This window comes from Pseudomonas sp. R43(2017), assembly GCF_002112345.1.
GTDB lineage: Bacteria > Pseudomonadota > Gammaproteobacteria > Pseudomonadales > Pseudomonadaceae > Aquipseudomonas > Aquipseudomonas kribbensis.
This window is the reverse complement of sequence record NZ_NEHJ01000011.1, coordinates 245,980-268,041: the sequence shown is the minus strand read 5'-3', so window position 1 is coordinate 268,041 and position 22,062 is coordinate 245,980. Positions and strand designations below refer to the sequence as shown.

Genomic DNA, 22,062 nt, shown 5'->3' with positions numbered 1-22,062 from the left:
GCCCGCCACCAAGCCTCATTCACCACCACGTGAACGTTCTTTGATTGCTCGCTTAGAACTTGTAGCCCAGACCGACCATGTACACAAATGGATCGACGTCGACATTCACTTTTGCGCGAGTGCCCGGAGCCACGGCGTTGTTCTCGACGGTGGCGCGGGTGTCGATGTCGATGTAGCGCACCTGGGCGTTGAGCATGATGTTGTCGGTCAGCATATAGTCGGCGCCGACCTGCCAGGCCAGGCCCCAGGAGTTTTTCGCCTTGAAGTTGCTGAAGCCGTTGGACTGGGCTTCGCTGCCGACGTGCTCGTCGTAGATCCAGGTGTAGTTGATGCCGCCGCCGATGTACGGCTGGAAGGCCGACTTCGCGTCCAGCGGGTAGTAGACGACGCTCAGGGTCGGCGGCAGGTGTTTCAGGGTGCCGAGCTTGCCGTTGGCGGCCGGCAGGGCAGTGCCCTTGATCTTCACGTCATGCTCGAACGGCGACGCGGCCAACAGTTCAATACCGATGTTGTTGGTCAGCATGTAGGCGAAGTTCAGGCCCAGTTGGGTGTCGCTACTCATGGTCGCCTTGCCGCCCAGGTTGGTGCCGCTCAGCGGACCCTGGTCGACCTTGACGCTGGAGCTGTCGGCCTTCGGGTTGACGGTGATCGCACCGGCACGAACGATGATGTCGCCGGCTTCGTGGGCGTGGGCGAGCGGGGCTGCGAGCGCGAGGGCAAACAGCGAAGCGCTGAGCAAGGACTTGTTCATGGAAGCTCCCAAAGGACGTTAAAAATGTTTGATGTCCTATGGTACGAATCCGTCTGATACGGTCTTTTGACTCAGCTCAATGAAACAGTGATGGCGGGTTTATTTGTGGAACCTTTGCCGACCCCTTCGCGAGCAAGCTCGCTCCCACATTAGAGCTCGGTCAACTGTGGGAGCGAGCTTGCTCGCGAAGACAATGGGCCAAACAGTACAGAATTACCGGACTTACTCCGGCAGCTCGTACACATAAATCTTGTCCGCATCCATCTGATAGCCCGCATCCGCCAGCTCGCTGGTGGACGGCTTGACCTGCAATGGCCCTTCGACCCAGTACGGCTGATACAGCTCGTCGAGTTTCACGCCGACTTCGCTTTTCACATGCACGATCTGGTTCGACGGCGGTGGCGGCACGTGGATGCAGGCGCCGAAATACGGCACCAGCAGGAAGTCCGTGGTGCGGCCTTCCTCGCTGACTTCCAGTGGCACGATGTAGCCCGGCAGGCGGATGTTCTGCCCGTCGAGGCTTTGCACTACCGGGGCGTTGGGCATGTCCTGCTTGGCGGCCGGCGCCGACTCGGCGGACAGCGCATCGCTCATCTTCGACAGGTCATGCAGCGGTGTCATGTTCGGCACTTCGGGCGCCGCGTCCGGCGGGATCATCTCCGACCAGGTCAGGTCTTTCGGTGCCGCCGCCCAGACGGGCAGGGCGACCAGCATCAGCAGCGCAAGGACAGCGCGGGGCATGGTGAACATCCTCATAAACGGATCGACAGGCCATCGGCCAATGATTGGCGATACGCGCGCCAGGCCGGCACGCTGCCCATCAGCAGCGCGGCAGCCAGAATGCCACCGAGCAGCGTCCATTCATACTCGCTTGGCCATGCCAGCGGCAGATACAAGCCGTAATTGGCCTGCACATAACCCTGTGCTGCGGCGATGCCGATGTACAGCAAGGCCAGCCCGGCGATCACCCCGGTCAGTGCCAGGGCAAAGGCTTCCAGCACCAGCAGGCTCGCAATGTGCCACGGCCGCGCACCGACCGAACGCAGAATCGCCATCTCGCGACGACGTTCGTTGAGGCTGGTGAGAATCGCCGTGAGCATGCCGATCAACCCGGTCAGCACCACGAACAGCGAGACCACGAACAACGCTTTTTCGGCGGTGCTCATCAGGCTCCACAGTTCCTGCAAGGCCACGCCCGGCAGGATCGCCAGCATCGGCTCGCCACGGAATTCGTTGATCTCGCGTTGCAGCGCGAAGGTGGAAATCTTGCTGTTGAGGCCGAGCATGAACGCGGTGATCGCTTGCGGCGTCAGGTCCATGTTGCGCGCCTGATCGGCGCTGATCCGCCCGTTGCCACGGGCCGGCACACCGTTGTGCCAGTCGATGTGGATCGCCTCCATGCCGCCGAGGCTGATGTGCAACGTACGGTCCACTGGGGTGCCGGTGCGCTTGAGAATGCCGACCACGGTGAACGGTTTGTCGTCGTGCTTGACCAGGCTGATCGCCGCCACGCCGTGGGCCAGCACCAGCTTGTCGCCGAGCTTGTAATGCAGTGCCTCGGCCACTTCGGCGCCGAGTACCACTTCGAACGGATCGGTAGCGAAGGCACGGCCGTCGGCCAGCTCCAGATGCTGCTGGCGACCGTACTGGTAATGCTCGAAATAGGCTTCGGTGGTGCCCATCACGCGGTAGCCGCGATGGGAATCACCGAGGGACATCGGGATTGCCCACTTCACTTTCGGATTGCTGGCGAAGTGTTCGAAGCTGTCCCAACGGATGTTGTTGGTGGCGTTGCCGATGCGGAACACCGAATACAACAGCAGGTTCACCGAACCGGAGCGGGCGCCGACGATCAGGTCGGTGCCGCTGATGGTGCTGGCGAAACTGGCCTTGGCTTCGGTGCGCACCCGCTCCACCGCCAGCAGCAGGCAGACGGAGAGGGCGATGGCGAAAGCGGTAAGCAGAGCGGTAAAGCGGCGGTTGGCGAGGCTGGCCATGGCCAGACGGAACAGATACATCTCAGACCTCGGCAGACGTGGCGGCGCGATTGAGTTCGGCCAGGGACAGGTGACGGTCGAACAGCGGCGCCAGGCTCTGGTCGTGGCTGACGAACAGCAGGCTCGAACCGGCCTCACGGCATTCGGCGAACAACAGACGAATGAAGTTTTCCCGGGCGTCGTAATCCAGCGCCGAAGTCGGCTCGTCGGCGATCACCAGTTCCGGCTGACCGATCAGTGCGCGAGCAGCGGCGACCCGTTGCTGTTGACCGATCGACAGCGAATCGGCGCGGCGTCCGAGAATGCCTTCGTCCTTCAGACCCAGGTGGGCGAGCAGCGTAGCCGCTGCCTGATCGACACTGCCATGACGTTGCTTCGCACGGTCTGCCCGCAGCTTCGAAAAGTGGCAGGGCAGCTCGACGTTCTCACGCACCGAGAGAAACGGCAGCAGGTTGAACTGCTGGAAAATGTAGCCGGTGTGATCGACGCGAAAACGGTCGCGAGCGCCGGCACCCAGCTCGGTCAGTTCCTGGCCGAGCAGGCGAATGCTGCCGCGACCGGGCTTCTGCACCCCGCCGAGCAGGCCGAGCAGGGTGGTCTTGCCGCTGCCGCTGGGGCCCTTGAGGAACAGGGTTTCACCCGGTTCCAGACGAAACGCCGGGATGTCCAGCAGCGGCGGGTGACCGGGCCAGTTGAAGCCGAGGTCGGACAGTTCGATGAGTGCTTGGGTCATGGTGCCGGTTCGTGATCAGAATTTCAGGGCGGCGGATTTGGCCGTCACTTCCGTGCCTTGCTGGCCGTTCGGGCTGATCAGTTGTACCTGAATTTTCTGGGTCGCCGGGAAGGTATTGAAAATGTTCGCCAGATCCAGAGTAGTCAAGGCGCCCGGAGCTGCGCAGGTGAACTGGTAGTGAGCGTGGATTTCGCTGTGGTCGTGGTGATGCGCTTCACCACCCTTGGCATCTTCGTCGTGGTCATCGTCGTCGTGATCGTCGGCATCCGGCTTGTCACCGAACAGCGGGCTTTCCAGTTTCTGACTGGCGACTTTGCAACCGGCAGCGGCCGGCAGGCTGAACAGCGCCAAAGGTTTTTCCAGCTGCGCACGGGCGGCGGCGACCTTGGCCTTGTCGGCATCGCTGGTGGCGACGTGTTCGAAACCGACGAGGTTCATCGCCGGGCTTTCCAGTTCCAGCTCCAGGGTCTGGCCGTCGAGCGCCGCGTTCAGGCGACCGACGCCATGCTCGTGGGCACCGAGGCTGCCATGTTCGTGATCATGATCGTGCTCATCGGCAGCCTGGGCGATGGCCAGCGGCAACAGGGCAAACGGCAAAGCGAGCAGCAGACGACGCATGGCGAACTCCGGGAAGTAAAGTGAAGAGTTTGTTATGTAATCTTATAACGAAAGTGCGCAGAGTTTGCCCGCCCGCTTGGCGTTACACAAGTCCCGTGGGAGCATGCAGGTCAGAAAAGTGCGGGAGCGAAGTTATGTTGCGGATACGCGGAACCGTCGGTGAGTTGCCGGTGGATTTGACCCTGGAACTGGATGAAAGCGACTGGGCGCGGCTCGGTGCGCAGTTTGGCGTGCAGGTGCAAACGGCCCAGCCGCAAGCAGCAGCGACCGCGCCTGTAGCGAAGCCGGTCAATCAGGATGACGCGTTGTGGCAGGTCGCCAGGGATTTGCTGCGCAAGGCCGGGCAACTCAGCGGGCCGGAGCTGCTGGATCAGCTCGAAGGACTGACCGGCAGTGCGGCGGCGGGCAAGCGCTTGCTGGTGCGCCTGCGGCATTCGTCGGATGTGAAAGTGGCGAGCGGCGGGGACACGCCGCTCTACAGCTGGATCGAGTAAGCGCTTAGTACAGCGCGGCAAACACCTTGCGCCGGTAAGCGGTCACCAGCGGGTGATCGTTGCCCAGCAGTTCGAACACTTGCAGCAAGGTCTTGTGCGGCAGGCCTTCACCGTAGCTGCGGTTGCGGATGAACAGCTTGAGCAAGGCGTCCAGCGCCGCTTCGTATTGCTGGCGGGCCAGTTGCTGGATCGCCAGTTGATACACCGCTTCATCGTCCTGCGGGTTTTGCGCCAGACGGCTTTTCAGGTCGGCGGCGTCCGGCAGGTCACGGGCCAGGCCGAGGAACTTGATCTGCGCCTTGGCGCCGGCCAGTGCAGCCTTGTGCTCGTCGCTCTTGACCGCGTCGAGCACGGTTTGCGCTTCGCCCAGCTCACCGCGTTCAGTCAGGCAGCGGGCGTAGAGAATCAGCGCCTTGGCGTTGGTGTTGTCTTCGTTGAGCATCACCACCAGCGCCGCTTCGGCATCGGCGAAACGGCCTTCGTCGAACAGCGCCTGGGCTTGCTCGAACGGATCAGCCGCTGCCGGCGGTGGCATTTTTACGTGAGGTTCAAGCAGGGCACGCACGGCGGATTCCGGTTGGGCGCCGGCAAAACCGTCCACCGGTTGACCGTCCTTGAACAGCACCACGGTCGGCAGGCTGCGGATGCCGAAACGGGCAACGATGTCCTGCTCGACGTCGCAATCGACCTTGGCCAGCAGCAACTCGCCCTGATAGCTCTCGGCGATGCCTTGCAGCATCGGCATCAGCGCCTTGCACGGCGCGCACCATTCGGCCCAGAAATCCACCAGCACCGGTTTTTGAAAGGAAGCCTCGATCACCGACTGGTCGAAGTCGGCCGTCGTGGCGTCGAAGATGTACGGCGTTTGCTGACTCATGGGGTATCTCGTAAAAGCGTGAATGGGGCAACTATACGGTCAGGCGCGGGCCGCGTGGTAGAGGCTGACATGGCGAAACTCTTCGGGCTCGGCCAGATCCGGCAGGGTCATGGCTTCGAGCATTTCGATGCGCCGGTATAGCGGATGACGGAAATCCCTGACCCGTGAATCCGCCACCAGCGCCTCCCGGCCGCGACTGAGAAACGCGTCGAGCAGCGGCAGGTTTTCCCGGTCGTAGAGAACGTCGGCCACCAGGATCAGATCGAAGCGATCCGCCTCGGCGAAGAAATCCGTGGAGTAGCTCATCTGCACGTCATTGAGTTCGGCGTTGGCCCGGCACGCGGCAATCGCCAGCGGATCGAGGTCGCAGGCCACCACTTCGAGCGCGCCGGCCTTCACGGCGGCAATCCCGGCGATCCCGGAACCGGCGCCGAAATCCAGAACCCGTTTACCACGCACCCACTCGGGGAACTCCGCCAGATAGCGTGCCACAGCCAGGCCGCTGGCCCAGCAGAAACTCCAGTACGGCGGCTCGTGCAGGATCCGCCGGGTTTCGTCCGGGCTGAATTCCCGGGCCATGTTGTCGCCGTCGATCAGCCACAGTTTCAGGTCAGTGTCCGGCAGCGGGCAGGCCACCAGTCGGGCGTCGCCGAGCAGTTCGCCCAGCGCCTGTTGCAGGTCCAGCGGTGCATTCATGGCGCTTTGACAAACTGCAGCTGGCCCAGGGCCTGGGTGGTCGGCTGGCTGATGGTCTGCGACGGCAGGTGCAGGATCAACTGGCCGGATTGAGTGGCGCGGCCACGCAGTTCGACCCGCGCACCGACCGGGAACGCATCAGGGTTGAAGCGCAGGCGAAACGGCAGAACCTGGTTGTTGCCGATCAGGCTGGAGCTGGCGAGCAATTGTTGCGGGCGACCTTTCTCGTCGATCACCAGCAGCGCCAGTTCGACTTCGGCGCCCGCCGGCACACCCTGCAGGGTGCCGCTCAGTTCCCGTTGATACGCGGGCAGCGGGCCGAGGTCGGCTGCTTCCTTGGCCTTTTTCTGCGCCTGTTGCGGCGCCGGGCCCGGCGCTGGCGGCTGCGGCTTGGGCTTATCGCTGCCACAGGCCACCAGCAGGGCGAAAACACTGAGCAAAACGAGCGGTCGTAGCGACATTGGTGGCTCCGTCAAAATGAAATCCATGGATCAAACGATCATGGCAGTCTGTATACCGCAAAGCCTATGGCTTGTCTTGCCACCGGGATGCGCTACCATGGCCCTCCCTTTTTTTGTTGCCAGCCACCATGCACTGTCCCTTCTGCGGTGCCAACGACACCAAGGTCATCGACTCGCGTCTGGTCGCCGAGGGCGAACAGGTGCGCCGCCGGCGTGAATGCCTGGCCTGCGGCGAACGTTTCACGACGTTCGAGACGGCCGAACTGGTGTTGCCGCGCCTGATCAAAACCGACGGCAGCCGCCAGCCGTTCGACGAAGAAAAACTCCGCGCCGGCATGCAGCGCGCCCTGGAGAAACGTCCGGTGAGCGTCGAGCGTCTCGAGTCCTCGCTGGTGCACATCAAACACAAGCTGCGCGCCACCGGCGAACGCGAGGTCAAATCCCTCGTGGTCGGCGAACTGGTGATGGCCGAGTTGCAAAAGCTCGATGAAGTCGCCTACATCCGTTTCGCTTCCGTGTACCGCCGCTTCCAGGACCTCAACGAGTTCCGCGAAGAGATCGACCGTCTCGCCCGTGAACCGGTGAAAGAATGACCACCGCCGCCGAACAGGCCATTCTCGACGCTCACTTCATGGCCCGGGCCCTGGAACTGGCGCGCAAAGGGCACTACACGACTCATCCCAATCCACGGGTCGGCTGTGTGATCGTGCGCGACGGGCAGATTGTCGGCGAAGGCTGGCATGAGCGCGCCGGCGAACCCCACGCCGAAGTCCACGCCCTGCGCGCTGCCGGTGAGCTGGCCCGGGGCGCGACCGCTTACGTCACCCTCGAACCTTGCAGCCACCACGGCCGCACACCGCCCTGCGCCGATGCACTGGTGAATGCCGGTGTCGGTCGGGTGGTCGCGGCGATGCGCGATCCCAATCCGCAAGTCGCCGGACGCGGTCTGCAACGTCTGGCCGATGCCGGCATCGCCACTGAAAGCGGCGTGCTGGAAAGCGAGGCGCGCAAGCTCAATCAAGGTTTTCTGAAACGCATGGAACACGGCTTGCCGTTCGTGCGGGTCAAGTTGGCCATGAGCCTCGACGGTCGCACCGCGATGGAGAGTGGCGAGAGCCAGTGGATCACCGGCCCTGCCGCACGTTCGGCGGTGCAGCGCTTGCGCGCCCAGGCCAGCGTGGTGCTGACCGGCGCCGACACGGTGCTGGCCGATGGCGCACGCCTGACCGTGCGCGGCGATGAGCTGGGGCTGGATGCCGAACAAACCGCGCTGGCCCTGAGCCGTCCGCCGCTGCGGGTGCTGATCGATGGACGCCTGCGGGTGCCGCTGGATGCGCCGTTCTTCAAGGCCGGCCCGGCGCTGGTCGCCACCTGCGTGGCCATCGAAGAACAGTACGCCCATGGCCCGGAATGCCTGATCGTGCCGGGCGATGACGGTCAGGTCGATCTGCATCAATTGCTGATCGAGCTGGCCAGTCGTGGCGTCAACGAAGTGCTGGTCGAGGCCGGCCCGCGACTGGCCGGCGCGTTTGCCCGGCTCGGTCTGGTCGACGAGTTCGTGATCTTCATCGCCGGCAAGTTCCTCGGCTCCACGGCGCGTCCGCTGCTGGACTGGCCGCTAGCCTATATGAAGGATGCGCCGGAGCTGAAAATCACTGAAATTCGCGCGGTTGGCGATGACTGGCGAGTCACCGCAATCCCTGTCTCATCGGCGAGCGTATAATTCCCGGCCATCGCGTTAGCGCTGGCTTCGTTCTCAAGGAGAACCCCATGTTTACCGGCATCATCGAATCCATCGGCAGTATCCGCGCACTGACCCCAAAGGGCGGTGATGTGCGGGTGCATGTCGAAACCGGCAAGCTCGACCTGAGCGACGTCAAACTCGGCGACAGCATCGCGGTCAACGGCGTGTGCCTGACCGCCGTTGAACTGCCGGGCGACGGCTTCGCCGCCGACGTCAGTCGCGAAACCCTTGACTGCACCGCCATGAATGACCTGAAAAGCGGCAGCCCGGTCAACCTGGAAAAAGCCCTGACCCCGACAACCCGTCTCGGCGGGCATCTGGTCAGCGGTCACGTCGACGGTGTCGGCGAAGTGGTCTCGCGCAGCGACAATGCCCGCGCCGTGGAATTTCGCATCCGCGCGCCGAAAGAGCTGGCCAAGTACATCGCCCACAAAGGTTCGATCACCGTCGACGGCACCAGCCTGACCGTGAACGCGGTCGATGGCGCCGAATTCCTGCTGACGATCATTCCGCACACCCTGAGCGAAACCATCATGGCGTCCTACAAGCCAGGTCGCCGGGTGAACCTGGAAGTCGACCTGCTGGCGCGTTATCTGGAGCGCCTGCTACTGGGTGACAAGGCCGCAGAGCCAACGTCCGGTGGCATCACCGAAAGCTTTCTGGCCGCCAACGGCTACCTCAAATCCTGACTGAAGGGGGTGCCTTGTGGCGCTCAATAGCATCGAAGAACTGGTTGAAGACATCCGCCAAGGCAAGATGGTCATCCTCATGGATGACGAAGACCGCGAGAACGAAGGCGACCTGATCATGGCCGCCGAATGCTGCAAGGCCGAGCACATCAACTTCATGGCCAAGCACGCCCGTGGCCTGATCTGCATGCCGATGAGCCGCGAGCGCTGCGAAACCCTGAAGCTGCCGCTGATGGCGCCGCGCAACGGTTCCGGTTTCGGCACCAAGTTCACCGTCTCGATCGAAGCGGCCGAAGGCGTGACCACCGGCATCTCCGCCGCTGACCGCGCGCGCACCGTGCAGGCGGCTGCGGCGAAAGACGCGAAAGCCGAAGACATCGTCAGCCCGGGCCACATCTTCCCGCTGATGGCCCAGGCCGGCGGCACCCTGGCTCGCGCCGGCCACACCGAAGCGGCTTGTGACCTGGCGCGCATGGCCGGTTTCGAGCCGAGCGGCGTGATCTGCGAAGTGATGAACGACGACGGCACCATGTCCCGTCGCGCCGAACTGGAAGCTTTCGCGGCCGAACACAACATCAAGATCGGCACCATCGCCGACCTGATTCACTACCGGATGATCCACGAACGTACCGTTCAGCGGATTGCCGAGCAGCCACTGGACAGCGAACTGGGCCAATTCAACCTGGTGACCTATCGTGATTCCGTGGAAGGCGACGTGCACATGGCACTGACCCTGGGCACCGTTTGCGCCGAAGAGCCGACCCTGGTTCGCGTGCACAACATGGACCCGCTGCGCGACCTGCTGATGGTCAAACAGCCGGGCCGCTGGAGCCTGCGCGCCGCCATGGCTGCGGTTGCCGAGGCCGGCAGCGGTGTGGTGCTGTTGCTCGGTCACCCGCTCGACGGCGACGTGCTGCTGGCGCACATCCGCGAAACCGGCGATCAGGCGGCGGTGAAAAAACCGACCACTTACAGCATCGTCGGTGCCGGTTCGCAGATCCTGCGTGACCTCGGCGTGCGCAAAATGCGCCTGATGTCGGCACCGATGAAGTTCAATGCGATATCCGGTTTCGATCTGGAAGTTGTAGAATACGTGCCCTCCGAATAATGACCGGTTGTTTCCGGACCCGAATTCGCGGCAAATAAATCACTGAGGGACGCGAAACAGACGCGTCCCGGCTCTTTAAGAGATCTGACGAATGACCCTGAAGACCATCGAAGGTACCTTCATCGCCCCTAAAGGCCGCTACGCTTTGGTAGTGGGCCGTTTCAACAGCTTCGTGGTTGAAAGCCTGGTCAGCGGTGCAGTTGATGCCCTGGTTCGCCACGGCGTGAGCGAAAGCGACATCACCATCATCCGCGCACCTGGCGCCTTCGAAATCCCGCTGGTTGCGCAAAAAGTCGCCCAGAAAGGCGAGTTCGCAGCAATCATCGCCCTGGGCGCGGTCATTCGTGGCGGCACTCCGCACTTCGAATACGTGGCTGGCGAATGCACCAAGGGCCTGGCCCAGGTGTCCATGGAATTCGGCGTTCCGGTCGCTTTCGGCGTCCTGACCGTTGATTCCATCGAGCAAGCCATCGAACGTTCCGGCACCAAGGCCGGCAACAAAGGTGCTGAAGCTGCCCTGTCCGCTCTGGAAATGGTCAGCCTGCTGGCGCAGTTGGAGGCCAAGTGATTAGCGACGATAGCGATCGTTTCAACCCGCGCGATCCGAAACCTGCGGATGCCGGCAAGCCATCGAAGAGCGCCAAGCGCCGCGAAGCCCGTCAGCTCGCGACTCAGGCGCTGTATCAATGGCACATGGCCAAGGCTTCGCTGAACGAGATCGAAGCGCAGTTCCGGGTCGATAACGATTTCACCGATGTCGATGGCGCGTATTTCCGCGAAATCCTCCACGGGGTTCCGGCCAACCGCACCGAAATCGACACCGCGCTCAAGCCTTGCCTGGACCTGGCGATCGAAGAGCTGGACCCGGTTGAACTGGCGGTTCTGCGCCTGTCCACCTGGGAACTGCTCAAGCGCGTCGACGTGCCGTACCGCGTTGTGATCAACGAAGGTATCGAACTGGCCAAGGTCTTCGGTTCGACCGACGGCCACAAGTTCGTCAACGGCGTGCTCGACAAGCTGGCACCACGCCTGCGTGAAGCTGAAGTGAAGGCGTTCAAGCGCTAAAACGCGCTTGATACCTCATGGGCGAGTTTGAGCTGATCCGCAATTTCTTCGCCGCCGCGCCTTGTGCGCAGGGCGGCGAGGGCGTTGCACTGGGGATCGGCGACGACTGCGCCTTGCTGGCGGTTCCTTCCGGGGAGCAGCTGGCGATTTCCACCGATACGCTGGTGGCCGGCGTGCATTTCGCCGACCCCTGCGATCCGTTTCTGCTCGGTCAGCGCTCGCTGGCCGTGGCGGTCAGCGACCTCGCTGCCATGGGCGCCACGCCCGTTGCCTTTACCCTTGCCCTGACCTTGCCGACGGTGACCGCCGATTGGCTGCAAGCCTATGCCCGTGGTTTGAACCGCATGGCGCAAAGCTGCAGTGTGGCGCTGGTCGGCGGCGACACGACGCGCGGGCCGCTGAGCCTCACTGTTACCGTGTTCGGCCGTGTTCCGGCCGGAAAGGCCCTGACCCGCAGCGGCGCGCAGCCCGGCGACTTGCTGTGTGTCGGCGGCGAGCTGGGCAATGCCGCCGGCGCCTTGCCGCTTGTGCTTGGCCAGCGTGACGCCGAGCCGCACATCGCTCAGCCGCTGCTTGATCATTACTGGTCGCCGCAACCGCAACTGGCCCTCGGTCAGGCACTGCGCGGCAAGGCCACTTCAGCGCTGGATATCTCCGATGGCCTGCTCGCCGATTGCGGCCATATTGCACTGGCCTCGAAGGTTCGCCTCGAAGTCGAGCGTGAGCGTGTCCCGTTGTCGGACGCGCTGGTGGCGTTTCTTGGTCAGCGCGGCGCCGAACGTGCGGCGTTGAGCGGTGGCGATGATTACGTGCTGGCCTTTACCTTGCCGTCCGTCGAATTGCCAGCGTTGCTGGCCGATGGCTGGCCGATCCATGTGATCGGGCGTGTGGCAGAGGGGCAGGGCGTGGTGCTGCTGGACCGCGAAGGGCATGACATCACCCCGCAAATCCGGGGTTATCAACATTTTCAGGAGTCACCGTGACAGATCACCCGAAACAGGTTCCCGGCGAATTCGTTCCGCCGTCGGTCTGGCGCAATCCCTGGCATTTCATTGCATTCGGCTTCGGTTCCGGCACCTTGCCGAAAGCACCGGGCACGTGGGGCTCGTTAGTTGCGCTACCCTTTATTCCGTTGTGGCAGATGTTGCCCGACTGGGGCTACTGGCTGATGCTCGGGATCACCATGCTGTTCGGCTTCTGGCTGTGCGGCAAGGTGGCCGACGATCTGCGGGTGCACGACCACGAAGGCATCGTCTGGGACGAGATGGTCGGGATGTGGATCACCCTGTGGCTGGTGCCGGAAGGCTGGTATTGGTTGCTCGCCGGGTTCCTGATGTTCCGCTTCTTCGACATCCTCAAGCCGTGGCCGATCCGCTGGATCGACCGGCATGTGCATGGCGGCGTCGGCATCATGCTCGACGACGTGCTGGCGGGCGTGTTCGCCTGGCTGGCGATGCAGGGTCTGGTGTGGATTTTCGCCTGATTTCAAGGCGTGGATGAGGGACACAGGGATGGCTCGACGCGGGTTGGCGATACTGTTTTTTATCCTGCTGGGTGCTGTTGCCCATGCACAGGATGCGCCGCCGTCGGTCATTCACCTGGCCAGTGAAGACTGGGAAGACTACACCGCCGCCGATGGCCACGGCCTGGGCTGGGACGTCCTGCGCAAGGTATTTGAACCCGCCGGCGTGACTCTGGATATCCGCACCGTGCCGTACACCCGCTCGGTGGGCCTGGTGCAGTTGAAGGAAGTCGACGCACTGGTCGGCTCCTATCGCGGGGAGGCCGAGCAGGTTCTGTATCCCAAATGGAACTTCGATTCCGATCACATCTACGCACTGGGCCTGGCCAGCAACCCGGCACCGACCGAGGCCACTCTCGGCAAGTACCGGCTGGCCTGGGTGCGGGGTTATCGATACGAGACCTACCTGCCGAATATCAAGCGCTACAACCAGATCGAACGCCGCACCGGGATCCTGTCGATGCTCAAGCAGGGGCGGGCGGATTACTACATCGATGCGCTGACGGAAATCGAAGCGGTGGTGAGAAATGCCGCCGACCCTTCGCAATACCGTTACTCGCATCTGGCGGAGTTGCCGCTGTACCTCGGCTTCGCCGACACCCCTCAGGCCCGTGCGCTGATGTCGATCTACGACCAGCGCATGGATCAACTGGTGAAAAGCGGCGAATTGAAGCCCATCTTCGAACGCTGGAAGCAGCCGTATCCGTTCGACCGGGGGCAATGACGGCAGGCCAGTCATCAAACTTTTTGATCGTTATGGCCGATAATTCAGCCTAAGCGTCTGCCGGAACCTGCTGTTACAATGCCGCCCAGCGAATCTCGGACTTTTTAGATCAGGAGCACACCGGTGCCTGTCGTTTTTGTCGCCGCTTCCAAGCTGCCAACGCCTTTTGCGCAATTCACCATGCACGGTTTTCTCGATGAAGCCACCGGCCGCGAGCACGTCGTGCTGAGCCTGGGTGAGATTGCCGACGGTGCCCCGGTACTCGGCCGGTTGCACTCCGAATGCCTGACCGGCGATGCCTTGTTCAGCCAGCGTTGCGACTGCGGCTCGCAACTGGAGGCCGCCCTCAAGGCGATCGCCCGCGAAGGTCGTGGCGTGTTGCTGTACCTGCGTCAGGAAGGTCGTGGCATTGGCCTGCTGAACAAGATCCGCGCCTACGAATTGCAGGACGGCGGTGCCGACACCGTTGAAGCCAACGAGCGTCTGGGCTTTGCCGCCGACCAACGTGACTACGCCATGTGCCTGCCGATGCTGGAGCATCTGGGCGTGAAATCCCTGCGCTTGATGACCAACAACCCGCGCAAGGTCAAAGCCCTGACTGACATGAACATCGTCGTCGCCGAGCGCGTGCCGCTGCACACCGGCCACAACCCGCACAACAAACTGTACCTGGCGACCAAGGCCAGCAAGCTCGACCACATGATGGGCAACGAACATCAGGGCGAGGTAGACCGGGCGTGACCCGGGGTCAGGTGCGCCGCCGCCTGTCGCTCGCCTGGTGGAAATACCTGGCGCTGGCACTGGTGCCGCTGTTCGTGCTCAACGCCGTATTCGGCGAGAGCGAAGCGATCATGCCGGTGCTGGCGATGCCGTTGTTCATTGCCGGCGTAGCCTCGATGTTTGTCAGCCTGAAATTCTTCGGCCGTTACAAACACGCGCTGATCGCCACACAAAAAGCCCTCGATACCCCTGAAGAACCTGCTGCGTGGATTGCCCTCGCGGCGCGTCGTCGCACGGCGTTTCTGGCGGCGGGATTACCGGCATGGATCGGCGCACTGGCGGTGTTCGTCGGCCTCGAAGCGGTGCCGTTGATGCTACTGGCGCTGTCCACGGCGGTGCTGTTCTACCTCTACCGTATCCCGCGTCAACTTGGTTGATGCGTCGTCTCTGGCTGGCAGTTCTGCTGTTGGCCGTCAGCAGCGAAACCCTGGCCGCCCTGCGGGTGGTCAGTCTCGCGCCATCCCTGTCTGAAATCGTTGTGGAGCTGCATTCGGCCGACCTGCTGGTGGGCGTGCTGGATGCCGGTGACCGGCCGTCCGCGATCAAGGATGTGCCTTCGGTGGGCCGTTATGGCCAGCTCGACATGGAGCGGTTGCTCAGTCTCAAACCTGACTTGTTGCTGTTGTGGCCCGGCAGTGTCGGCCCGGCCCAGCGCGATCAGCTCAAGCGCCTGAACATCCCGACCTTCGTTGCCGAACCCGACAGTTTCGAGCAGTTGACCACGCAGATCGAAGCCATCGCTGCACAACTCGGTCGACCTGGGCGCGGGGTTGAGCGGGCGGCCGAGTTGCGTCGCAAGCTCGATGAGCTACGCCAGCGCTATCGACGGGAAACGCCGCTGCGGGTGTTCTATCAAGTCTGGGACAAGCCGCTGTACACCATCGGCGGCGGGCAGATCATCAGCGATGCGCTTGAAGTGTGCGGCGCACGCAATGTGTTCGCCGACCTGACGCTGCCGGCGCCGCAGGTGAGCATCGAAGCCGTTTTACAGCGTGATCCCGAGGTGATTCTGGCCGGCGATCAGCCACAACTGAATGCGTGGAATGCCTGGCCACAGGTGGCAGCGGTGAAGCATCGGCAATTGCTGCTGGTCACCGACAAAGGTCTGGAGCGTCCTAGCGGGCAGATGATCGAAGCGACGGCCAAGCTCTGCCAACTGATTGCGCCAGACCGCTGACCGCTAGAGCTGCGGCGTCCAGGTCACCCCGAACATGAATGCCCGGCCTTCCTCACGATAGCCATACTGACTGCCGTCATGGCTGTACAGCGCCCGGCTGTAACCCTTGTCCAGCAGGTTATCCACCTTGAAATCCAGCTTGATCTCACGGTCCAGCGCCCAGCTGCTGCGCAGTCCGAGCAGCGCATAACCGCCAAGCGGCTGCTGATTTTTCAGGTCGTCATAACTGCTGCTGACGGCCTGCCAACTGGCGCCGAGGCCGAGGCGATCGAATTGCCGATCCAGATCCCAGCTCAAGGTGCGACGGGCACGGCGCGCCAGGGTGTGACCGGTGTCACGGTCGCGGGGATCAATGATTGCCACGCCGAGGTTGCTCTGCCAGCCGAACAGCTCCTGTTTCAGCGCTGCTTCGAAGCCGTTGATCCGCGCCGAGGCGACGTTTTCCGGGCGTGAGTTGCTGCCGAAGATGATCGCGTCTTGCAGATCGGTCCGATACAGCGACGCTTCGAGGCGGCTGCTGTCGCTCAACTGACTGCGCCATTGCAGCTCGTAGCTTTTCGAAGTTTCCGGTTTCAGGTTCGGGTTGCTGAAGTCCGGGTAATACAGGTCGTTGAAGGTCGGTGCGCGGAAGCCTTCGCTGTAGCTGAGCAACAGATCGTTGTCCGGGTTGACCGGCAACGTCAGCGTGCCGCTCCAGCTGTTCTGGCCGCCGAACTGCTGGTTGTCGTCACGGCGCAGGCCCAGTTCGGTGGAGAAACTGTCGGCCTGGAAGCGATGCTGGATGAACGCGGCGCGATTCCAGCGGCTGTCTTCGTCGAACGCGGTGCTGCTGTTGACCCGGTCTTCGTACCAGTCGCCGCCGAGGATCAAGCTGTTGCGTGCATCGAGGGTCAGGTCGTTCTGCCAGGTCACCGAGTCGCGGTAGGTGTTGAACACCGAGCGTTCGTCACTGAGCTTGTCGAGGGACTTGTCGCGGTTTTCGCTATGGCCGAGTTCCAGGCGCGATTTCCAGCGCTCGTTGATCCGCGCATCGATGTAGCTGCTGAAACTGCTGACAGTGAAATCGCTGTAGGGCTGCTGCTGGACGGAGTCGAAGGTGACCGGGTCAAAGCGCCCGAACGGGTTGTCGAACTCGCTTTTGCCACGGTTATCCAGCAGGTTGGCGCCGACTTCGATGTCATCGGTCAGCGCATGGCTGAGGCTCAGGCTGATGGATTTGTTGCGGTAGGCATCGTGATCGCTGTCGCTGGGATACGACTCGTGGGTGCGGTCGATGCCGGCGGTTTCATCGAGGCTGGCGCCGAGGTTGAAGCGGGTTTTCTCATCGCCACCGGAGAGACCGACACTGCGCTCCCAGGTCTGGTTGCTGCCGAAGCCGAGATGCATCCGCGGCTGCAAACCTTGCTCGGCGCCGCGCCGGGTGAAGATCTGGATCACACCGCCAATCGCATCACTGCCGTAAATCACTGAACGCGAACCTCGCAGCACTTCGACGCGTTCGATCTGCTCGATGTTGAGGTGTTGCAGATTGCTGTCGCCGGATGTCGAGTTGCCGATGCGCTGGCCGTCGACCAGCACCAGGCTCTGCGCCGATTGTGTGCCACGGATGTATATGCCGGGCAGACTGCCGCGCCCGCCGGTTTGCGCCACTTGCACGCCGGGTACCCGTTGCAGCAGGTCGGTGACGCTGCTCGGTTGCAGGCGCTCGATGTCTTCGCGGGTGAATACGGTGTTGGCGGCGCTGCTGTCGTTGCGCGCTTCCACCTGACGGTTGGCGCTGATCAGCACGTCCGGCAGCTTCAGGGCCTGATCGCGCTCGAAGGTGTCGGCGAGGGCGTTGGTGGTTGGCAGCAGGAGGAGGGGTAGGGCGAGACGCGAGAGGTTCATCGGAGTCCGTTGGTACATAAAGCGAATTGAATATTGAAAGCTGCACAAACCACTGTGGGAGCGAGCTTGCTCGCGAATGCGGTGTGTCAGTCAAGAATGAGTCGACTGACTGTCCGTCTTCGCGAGCAAGCTCGCTCCCACAGGGTTGTTCACAGATCTGGCGATTAGCGGTTGAGCAGCTCCAGGCGCTCTCGCACCGCCGCTTCGATGCCGGCTTCGTTTAGCCCGCACTCGGCCAGCATTTGCGCCGGTTTGGCGTGCTCGACGTAAATGTCCGGCAAGCCCAGGTGCAGCACCGACTTGAGAATGTTCTCGCGGGCGAGGAATTCGCTGACCGCGCCACCGGCGCCGCCCATGATCGCGTTCTCTTCGATGGTCACCAGCAGGTCGTGGCTGTTGGCGATTTCGCGTACCAGTGCTTCGTCCATCGGTTTGACGAAACGCATGTCGACCACGGTGGCGTCCAGGGTTTCGGCGACGTTCAGCGCTTCGGCCAGCTGCACGCCGAACACCAGCAGGGCAACCTTGCTGCCCTGACGACGCACCACACCCTTGCCGATCTCGATCGGTTCGAGGTTCTTTTCGATGGTTGCGTTCGGGCCGGTGCCGCGTGGATAGCGTACCGCCGCCGGGCCGTTGTACAGGTGACCGGTGGTGAGCATCTTGCGCAGTTCGTTTTCATCGCTCGGGGTCATGATCACCATGCCCGGGATGCAACGCAGGAACGACAGATCGAAGCTGCCGGCGTGGGTCGGGCCGTCTTCGCCCACCAGACCGGCGCGGTCGATGGCGAACAGCACGTCGAGGTTCTGCACCGCGACGTCATGCACCAACTGGTCGTAACCGCGTTGCAGGAACGTCGAATAGATCGCCACCACCGGTTTCGCGCCTTCGCAGGCCATGCCGGCCGCGAGGGTCACGGCGTGCTGCTCGGCAATCGCCACGTCGAAGTAGCGCAGCGGGAAGCGTTCGCTGAACGCCACCAGGTCCGAGCCTTCCTTCATCGCCGGGGTGATGCCCACCAGGCGCGGGTCGGCGGCGGCCATGTCGCACAGCCATTCACCGAACACGCCGGAATACTTCGGCCCGCCGGCCTTCTTCGGCGCAGCGGCCGGGGCGTCCAGCGGTTCGAGTTTGGTGATGGCGTGGTAGCCGATCGGGTCGACTTCCGCCGGGGCGAAGCCTTTGCCTTTCTTGGTGACGATGTGCAGGAACTGCGGGCCTTTCAGATCGCGCATGTTGCGCAGGGTGGCGATCAGGGTCGGCAGGTCGTGGCCGTCGATCGGGCCGATGTAGTTCCAGCCCAGCTCTTCGAACAGGGTGCCGGGAACCAGCATGCCTTTGGCGTATTCTTCGGTGCGACGAGCGATTTCCCAGGCGCCGGGCAGGCGCGACAGGACTTTCTTGCTGCCTTCGCGCATGCTCGCGTAGGTGCGGCTGGAAAGAATCTTCGCGAGATAGTTCGACAGGCCGCCGACGTTGCGCGAGATCGACATGTCGTTGTCGTTGAGGATCACCAGCATGTTGGCGTTCACTTCCGGCGCATGGTTCAGCGCCTCGAAGGCCATGCCGGCGGTCAGCGCGCCGTCGCCGATCACCGCAATCGCCTTGCGATCGCTGTTCTGCAGGCGGGCGGCGATGGCCATGCCCAGTGCGGCACTGATCGAGGTGCTGGAGTGGCCGACGCCAAAGGTGTCGTACTCGCTCTCGGAGCGGCGCGGGAATGCAGCGATGCCGTCCTTCTGGCGCAGGGTTTCCATGCGCTCGCGACGACCGGTGAGGATCTTGTGCGGATAAGCCTGATGACCAACGTCCCACACCAGCCGGTCGTCCGGGGTGTCGAAGACGTAATGCAACGCGATGGTCAGCTCGATGACGCCCAGGCCGGCACCGAAATGCCCACCGGTCTGGCCGACCGTGTAGAGCAATTCCAGGCGCAACTCATCAGCCAGGGTTTCCAGCTCGGCTTCGCCTAACCGGCGCAGGCCGTCCGGCGTGTTCGCGCGGTCGAGCAGGGGCGTGGTCGGGCGCTTGCGGGGAATCTCATGGAACGTCGTGGGCATCAGGCGAATCGTTATAGGTATAAAAGATGCGGCAGTTTACCTGATGCATCGTCCCCTGCCCACGCGTTGGTCTTTTTTGGCTGATTAGCCTTTAGTTGCGCCGGTCGACGATATACCGGGCCAGATCACGCAATGGCTCGGCAGCCGCGTCAAACGGTCGCAGCGCGTGCAGGGCCTGATCGCGCAGTTCCAGGGCGTAAGCCTTGGCGGCGTCGAGGCCAAGCAGGGCCGGGTAGGTCGGCTTGTCGCGGGCAATGTCCGCGCCCTGGCGTTTGCCGAGGGTTTCGGTATCGCTTTCGACGTCGAGGATGTCGTCCTGCACCTGGAACGCCAGGCCAATGGCCTGTGCATAACTTTGCAGGGCCTTGAGTTCATCCTTCTCGGCGCGGCCGCTGGCCAGGGCGCCGAGCTTGACGCTGACCTCGATCAGGGCGCCGGTCTTGTGCCGGTGCATCTGTTCGAGGGCTTTCTGATCGAGCTTCAGACCAACCGAGCCGAGGTCGATGGCCTGGCCGCCGACCATGCCGGCCGGGCCTGCCGCGTGCGCCAGTGCTGTGACTTGTTGCAGGCGGATATCCGCGCTCAGGTCGCTCAGGCGCGGGTCGAGCAGGGCACTGAACGCCAGGCTTTGCAAACCGTCGCCGGCGAGGATCGCGCAGGCTTCATCGAATTTCTTGTGAGTGGTCGGCTGGCCGCGACGCAGATCGTCGTCGTCCATCGCCGGCAAATCGTCGTGTACCAGCGAATAGGCGTGGATCAGCTCAACCGCGCACGCCGCGCCGTTGGCCTGTTCAGCCTTGCCGCCAAGGGCTTCGCATGCCGCGTAGGCCAGCAGCGGGCGCACGCGTTTGCCGCCGTTCATCACGCTGTAGCGCATCGCTTCGTAAAGCCGCGCCAGTTCCGGCAGCGGTGCGTTGAACAGGGTTTCCAGTGCCGCATTGACCCGCGCCTGGCTGGTCGCCGAATACGCCGCGATCATTCTGGCTGGTCCGCGTCGAAGGGTTCCTCGGCCAGCTCGCCATCGCGCTCCAGCAACACCTGGACCTTCTGCTCGGCCTGGGCCAGTGCTGCCTGGCAGTCACGGGTCAGACCGATGCCCTGCTCGAAAGCGGTCAGCGAGTCTTCCAGCGACAATTCACCGTTCTCCAGACGCTCGACCAGTGTTTGCAGGTCGGCGAGGGACTGTTCGAAATCCAGTGCAGCTTTTTTGCGGGCCATGGCGGCTAATTCCGGTTGACGTTAAACCGGCGCGACACTAGCAGATAGGGGGTTTATGGGCAAATGAGCGGGCCTACGGAGAATGGTCTCAGTCAGTCGATTCGACCGGATAACGGATCTGATAACGAGTGCTCCGTCCGCCGCCCGGAAGACGTTGAAGGCAGCCTTTTTCCAGCAGTTCCGCCAGATGTCGGGTCGCCGTGGCTTTGGAGACCTTGGCCACACTCTGGTATTGCGCTGCACTGATACCGTGCTCGAAACCGCGCTCACCACCGTCGAGCAAACGATTGAGCACTTTGATCTGCTCCGCCGACAGCCCGGATTCACGGTGCGCCTGCCAGAAGCGTGATTTTCCCAACACACTTTCAATCCGCGCGATGGCCTGTTGCAGACTGCGCAGCAAGGTTTGCAGGAACCATGTGAGCCAGTCGGTAATGTCCAGCGTGGCTTTCTGGCTCGATTCGAGAATGCGGTAATAGCCAGCGCGATCTTCGAGAATGCTGGCCGACATCGCATAAAAACGAATCGCCTGCGCTTCGCCCTGTGCCAGTGCCAGATCGGTAAGGGTGCGAGTCAGGCGCCCATTGCCGTCGTCGAATGGATGCAAGGTGACGAACCAGAAATGTGCGATGCCGGCTCGCAGCAAAGGATCGAGGCCTGCCTGATGCCGACTGGCGTCGAACCACTTGAGAAAACTGTCGAGTTGCCGCTCAAGGCCTTGTCGCGGTGGCGCCTCGAAGTGCACGGTCGGACGGTCGATTCGCCCTGAAACCACCTGCATCGGCTCATCGCCGCGTAATGCGCCGACATTGATTGCACGCGAAAGGAAACCACTCTCCTGTTCTGGAAACAGCCATGAATGCCATTCCAGCAATCGTTCCAGCGTCAACGGTTCGGCAAAACGTTGAGTGGCATCGAGCATCAGTTGCGCCAGCCCCTCGCTGCGCTTGCTGACGTTGTCGCCATCCGGTGATTCCAGCCCCAGGCGCCGTGCCAATGAAGAACGCACGGATTCAACATTCAACTGTTCCCCCTCGATGGCCGAGGAGGTCACGATGTTTTGCAGCAACGCGTCCAGCTCAGTCTGAGCGCTCAGTGAATTGCCCACTGATCCCGCCATGCCCATCAATTGTCCCTGCGCTTGAACGCATTCGCGCAACAGCGCAGTGAGACGCTCTGCCTGCCAGTTGAAGTCGGGCCAGTCGGGCTGCTGCCAGATCCAGAGAGTTGCCATGAAATGCCATTCCTGAGTGCGTGAGCCGAATAGAAATGCTATTCGGCTCATTTGGTGAGCCGAATATGACGCCTATTCGGCTCATCGTCCACCCGAGGGCGTGATTCCCACCGCATTTCAAGATGTATCCGATTGTTAAAAAACTGCCGAATCGCTAACCTTCGCGCCTTCTACGACCCGACAGTCATGGGTCTTTCAGACGAAACGCAGTTTTCACCGCTGTG

The 22,062-nt window shown here is 62.6% G+C and carries 26 protein-coding genes; 13 read left to right on the top strand and 13 right to left on the bottom strand.

Annotation, left to right across the window (positions count from 1 at the left end; translation table 11 throughout):
- Positions 1-52: 52 nt before the first annotated feature.
- From CAG02_RS27870 to CAG02_RS27850, 5 genes are all read right to left on the bottom strand, one after another.
- Positions 53-751: an OmpW family protein gene (locus tag CAG02_RS27870; RefSeq protein ID WP_085712330.1), complete on the bottom strand. Its 699-nt coding sequence runs from the start codon at positions 749-751 to the stop codon at positions 53-55.
- Between the two features lie 222 nt (positions 752-973).
- Entirely contained in the window at positions 974-1,492 is a 519-nt protein-coding gene (locus tag CAG02_RS27865) for a DUF3299 domain-containing protein (protein WP_085712361.1), read from the bottom strand.
- An 11-nt stretch (positions 1,493-1,503) separates the two neighbouring features.
- Positions 1,504-2,769 carry an ABC transporter permease gene (locus tag CAG02_RS27860; protein WP_064599744.1) on the bottom strand — a complete coding sequence of 422 codons (1,266 nt, stop codon included), beginning with the start codon at positions 2,767-2,769 and terminating at the stop codon, positions 1,504-1,506.
- 1 nt (position 2,770) lies between these two features.
- The gene (locus CAG02_RS27855) at positions 2,771-3,481 is read right to left on the bottom strand and encodes an ABC transporter ATP-binding protein (protein ID WP_085712329.1); all 711 of its coding nucleotides are present in this window, start codon (positions 3,479-3,481) and stop codon (positions 2,771-2,773) included.
- Positions 3,482-3,496: 15 nt separating this feature from the next.
- Positions 3,497-4,099 carry a DUF2796 domain-containing protein gene (locus CAG02_RS27850; protein WP_085712328.1) on the bottom strand — a complete coding sequence of 201 codons (603 nt, stop codon included), beginning with the start codon at positions 4,097-4,099 and terminating at the stop codon, positions 3,497-3,499.
- A 134-nt stretch (positions 4,100-4,233) separates the two neighbouring features.
- Between CAG02_RS27850 and CAG02_RS27845 the strand changes: the two genes are divergently transcribed.
- A complete protein-coding gene (locus tag CAG02_RS27845; RefSeq protein ID WP_085712327.1) occupies positions 4,234-4,593 on the top strand; it encodes a hypothetical protein in 360 nt (119 codons plus the stop codon).
- Between the two features lie 4 nt (positions 4,594-4,597).
- Here the strand turns inward: CAG02_RS27845 and trxA are convergent, their stop codons facing one another.
- From trxA to CAG02_RS27830, 3 genes are read right to left on the bottom strand one after another with little or no spacing between them, the layout of a single operon-like run.
- Positions 4,598-5,470, bottom strand: a complete 873-nt coding sequence (gene trxA, locus CAG02_RS27840; RefSeq protein ID WP_085712326.1) for a thioredoxin — start codon at positions 5,468-5,470, stop codon at positions 4,598-4,600.
- Between the two features lie 39 nt (positions 5,471-5,509).
- Positions 5,510-6,166, bottom strand: coding sequence for a methyltransferase (locus tag CAG02_RS27835; protein WP_085712325.1), 657 nt, complete (start codon positions 6,164-6,166; stop codon positions 5,510-5,512).
- Positions 6,163-6,627: a hypothetical protein gene (locus CAG02_RS27830; RefSeq protein WP_085712324.1), complete on the bottom strand. Its 465-nt coding sequence runs from the start codon at positions 6,625-6,627 to the stop codon at positions 6,163-6,165. Before CAG02_RS27830 ends, CAG02_RS27835 begins: the two co-directional genes overlap by 4 nt.
- Positions 6,628-6,755: 128 nt before the next feature.
- On the opposite strand from CAG02_RS27830, the gene nrdR reads away from it, so the two are divergent.
- From nrdR to CAG02_RS27770, 12 genes are all read left to right on the top strand, one after another.
- Complete coding sequence (nrdR, locus tag CAG02_RS27825) at positions 6,756-7,220, top strand: transcriptional regulator NrdR (protein ID WP_003228656.1); 465 nt, start codon at positions 6,756-6,758, stop codon at positions 7,218-7,220.
- Positions 7,217-8,350, top strand: coding sequence for a bifunctional diaminohydroxyphosphoribosylaminopyrimidine deaminase/5-amino-6-(5-phosphoribosylamino)uracil reductase RibD (ribD, locus tag CAG02_RS27820; protein ID WP_085712323.1), 1,134 nt, complete (start codon positions 7,217-7,219; stop codon positions 8,348-8,350). Before nrdR ends, ribD begins: the two co-directional genes overlap by 4 nt.
- Before the next feature lie 47 nt (positions 8,351-8,397).
- The gene (locus CAG02_RS27815) at positions 8,398-9,060 is read left to right on the top strand and encodes a riboflavin synthase (RefSeq protein ID WP_085712322.1); all 663 of its coding nucleotides are present in this window, start codon (positions 8,398-8,400) and stop codon (positions 9,058-9,060) included.
- Between the two features lie 16 nt (positions 9,061-9,076).
- Positions 9,077-10,168: a bifunctional 3,4-dihydroxy-2-butanone-4-phosphate synthase/GTP cyclohydrolase II gene (gene ribBA, locus CAG02_RS27810; RefSeq protein ID WP_065259547.1), complete on the top strand. Its 1,092-nt coding sequence runs from the start codon at positions 9,077-9,079 to the stop codon at positions 10,166-10,168.
- A gap of 91 nt (positions 10,169-10,259) precedes the next feature.
- Complete coding sequence (ribE, locus tag CAG02_RS27805; protein WP_003228649.1) at positions 10,260-10,736, top strand: 6,7-dimethyl-8-ribityllumazine synthase; 477 nt, start codon at positions 10,260-10,262, stop codon at positions 10,734-10,736.
- Positions 10,733-11,233 (top strand): transcription antitermination factor NusB, encoded by a 501-nt coding sequence (gene nusB, locus CAG02_RS27800; protein ID WP_085712321.1) that lies wholly within the window; start codon positions 10,733-10,735, stop codon positions 11,231-11,233. The genes ribE and nusB overlap by 4 nt, the downstream gene beginning before the upstream one ends.
- Positions 11,234-11,250: 17 nt before the next feature.
- Positions 11,251-12,216, top strand: coding sequence for a thiamine-phosphate kinase (gene thiL, locus CAG02_RS27795; RefSeq protein WP_085712320.1), 966 nt, complete (start codon positions 11,251-11,253; stop codon positions 12,214-12,216).
- Positions 12,213-12,716, top strand: a complete 504-nt coding sequence (locus CAG02_RS27790) for a phosphatidylglycerophosphatase A (RefSeq protein ID WP_065259550.1) — start codon at positions 12,213-12,215, stop codon at positions 12,714-12,716. The genes thiL and CAG02_RS27790 overlap by 4 nt, the downstream gene beginning before the upstream one ends.
- Before the next feature lie 28 nt (positions 12,717-12,744).
- Positions 12,745-13,479 (top strand): ABC transporter substrate-binding protein, encoded by a 735-nt coding sequence (locus CAG02_RS27785; RefSeq protein WP_085712319.1) that lies wholly within the window; start codon positions 12,745-12,747, stop codon positions 13,477-13,479.
- Between the two features lie 123 nt (positions 13,480-13,602).
- Positions 13,603-14,220 (top strand): GTP cyclohydrolase II, encoded by a 618-nt coding sequence (gene ribA / locus CAG02_RS27780; protein ID WP_065259552.1) that lies wholly within the window; start codon positions 13,603-13,605, stop codon positions 14,218-14,220.
- Entirely contained in the window at positions 14,217-14,636 is a 420-nt protein-coding gene (locus CAG02_RS27775) for an MFS transporter (protein WP_085712318.1), read from the top strand. The genes ribA and CAG02_RS27775 overlap by 4 nt, the downstream gene beginning before the upstream one ends.
- A complete protein-coding gene (locus tag CAG02_RS27770; protein WP_085712317.1) occupies positions 14,636-15,436 on the top strand; it encodes a cobalamin-binding protein in 801 nt (266 codons plus the stop codon). Before CAG02_RS27775 ends, CAG02_RS27770 begins: the two co-directional genes overlap by 1 nt.
- Positions 15,437-15,439: 3 nt before the next feature.
- Here the strand turns inward: CAG02_RS27770 and CAG02_RS27765 are convergent, their stop codons facing one another.
- From CAG02_RS27765 to CAG02_RS27745, 5 genes are all read right to left on the bottom strand, one after another.
- A complete protein-coding gene (locus CAG02_RS27765) occupies positions 15,440-17,323 on the bottom strand; it encodes a TonB-dependent receptor domain-containing protein (RefSeq protein ID WP_085712316.1) in 1,884 nt (627 codons plus the stop codon).
- Between the two features lie 164 nt (positions 17,324-17,487).
- Positions 17,488-19,386, bottom strand: a complete 1,899-nt coding sequence (gene dxs, locus CAG02_RS27760; protein ID WP_085712315.1) for a 1-deoxy-D-xylulose-5-phosphate synthase — start codon at positions 19,384-19,386, stop codon at positions 17,488-17,490.
- A 91-nt stretch (positions 19,387-19,477) separates the two neighbouring features.
- Positions 19,478-20,365 carry a (2E,6E)-farnesyl diphosphate synthase gene (gene ispA / locus CAG02_RS27755; protein WP_085712314.1) on the bottom strand — a complete coding sequence of 296 codons (888 nt, stop codon included), beginning with the start codon at positions 20,363-20,365 and terminating at the stop codon, positions 19,478-19,480.
- Complete coding sequence (locus CAG02_RS27750; RefSeq protein WP_007894317.1) at positions 20,362-20,604, bottom strand: exodeoxyribonuclease VII small subunit; 243 nt, start codon at positions 20,602-20,604, stop codon at positions 20,362-20,364. The genes ispA and CAG02_RS27750 overlap by 4 nt, the downstream gene beginning before the upstream one ends.
- 88 nt (positions 20,605-20,692) lie before the next feature.
- Positions 20,693-21,838: a Fic family protein gene (locus CAG02_RS27745; protein WP_085712313.1), complete on the bottom strand. Its 1,146-nt coding sequence runs from the start codon at positions 21,836-21,838 to the stop codon at positions 20,693-20,695.
- Positions 21,839-22,062 lie beyond the last annotated feature (224 nt).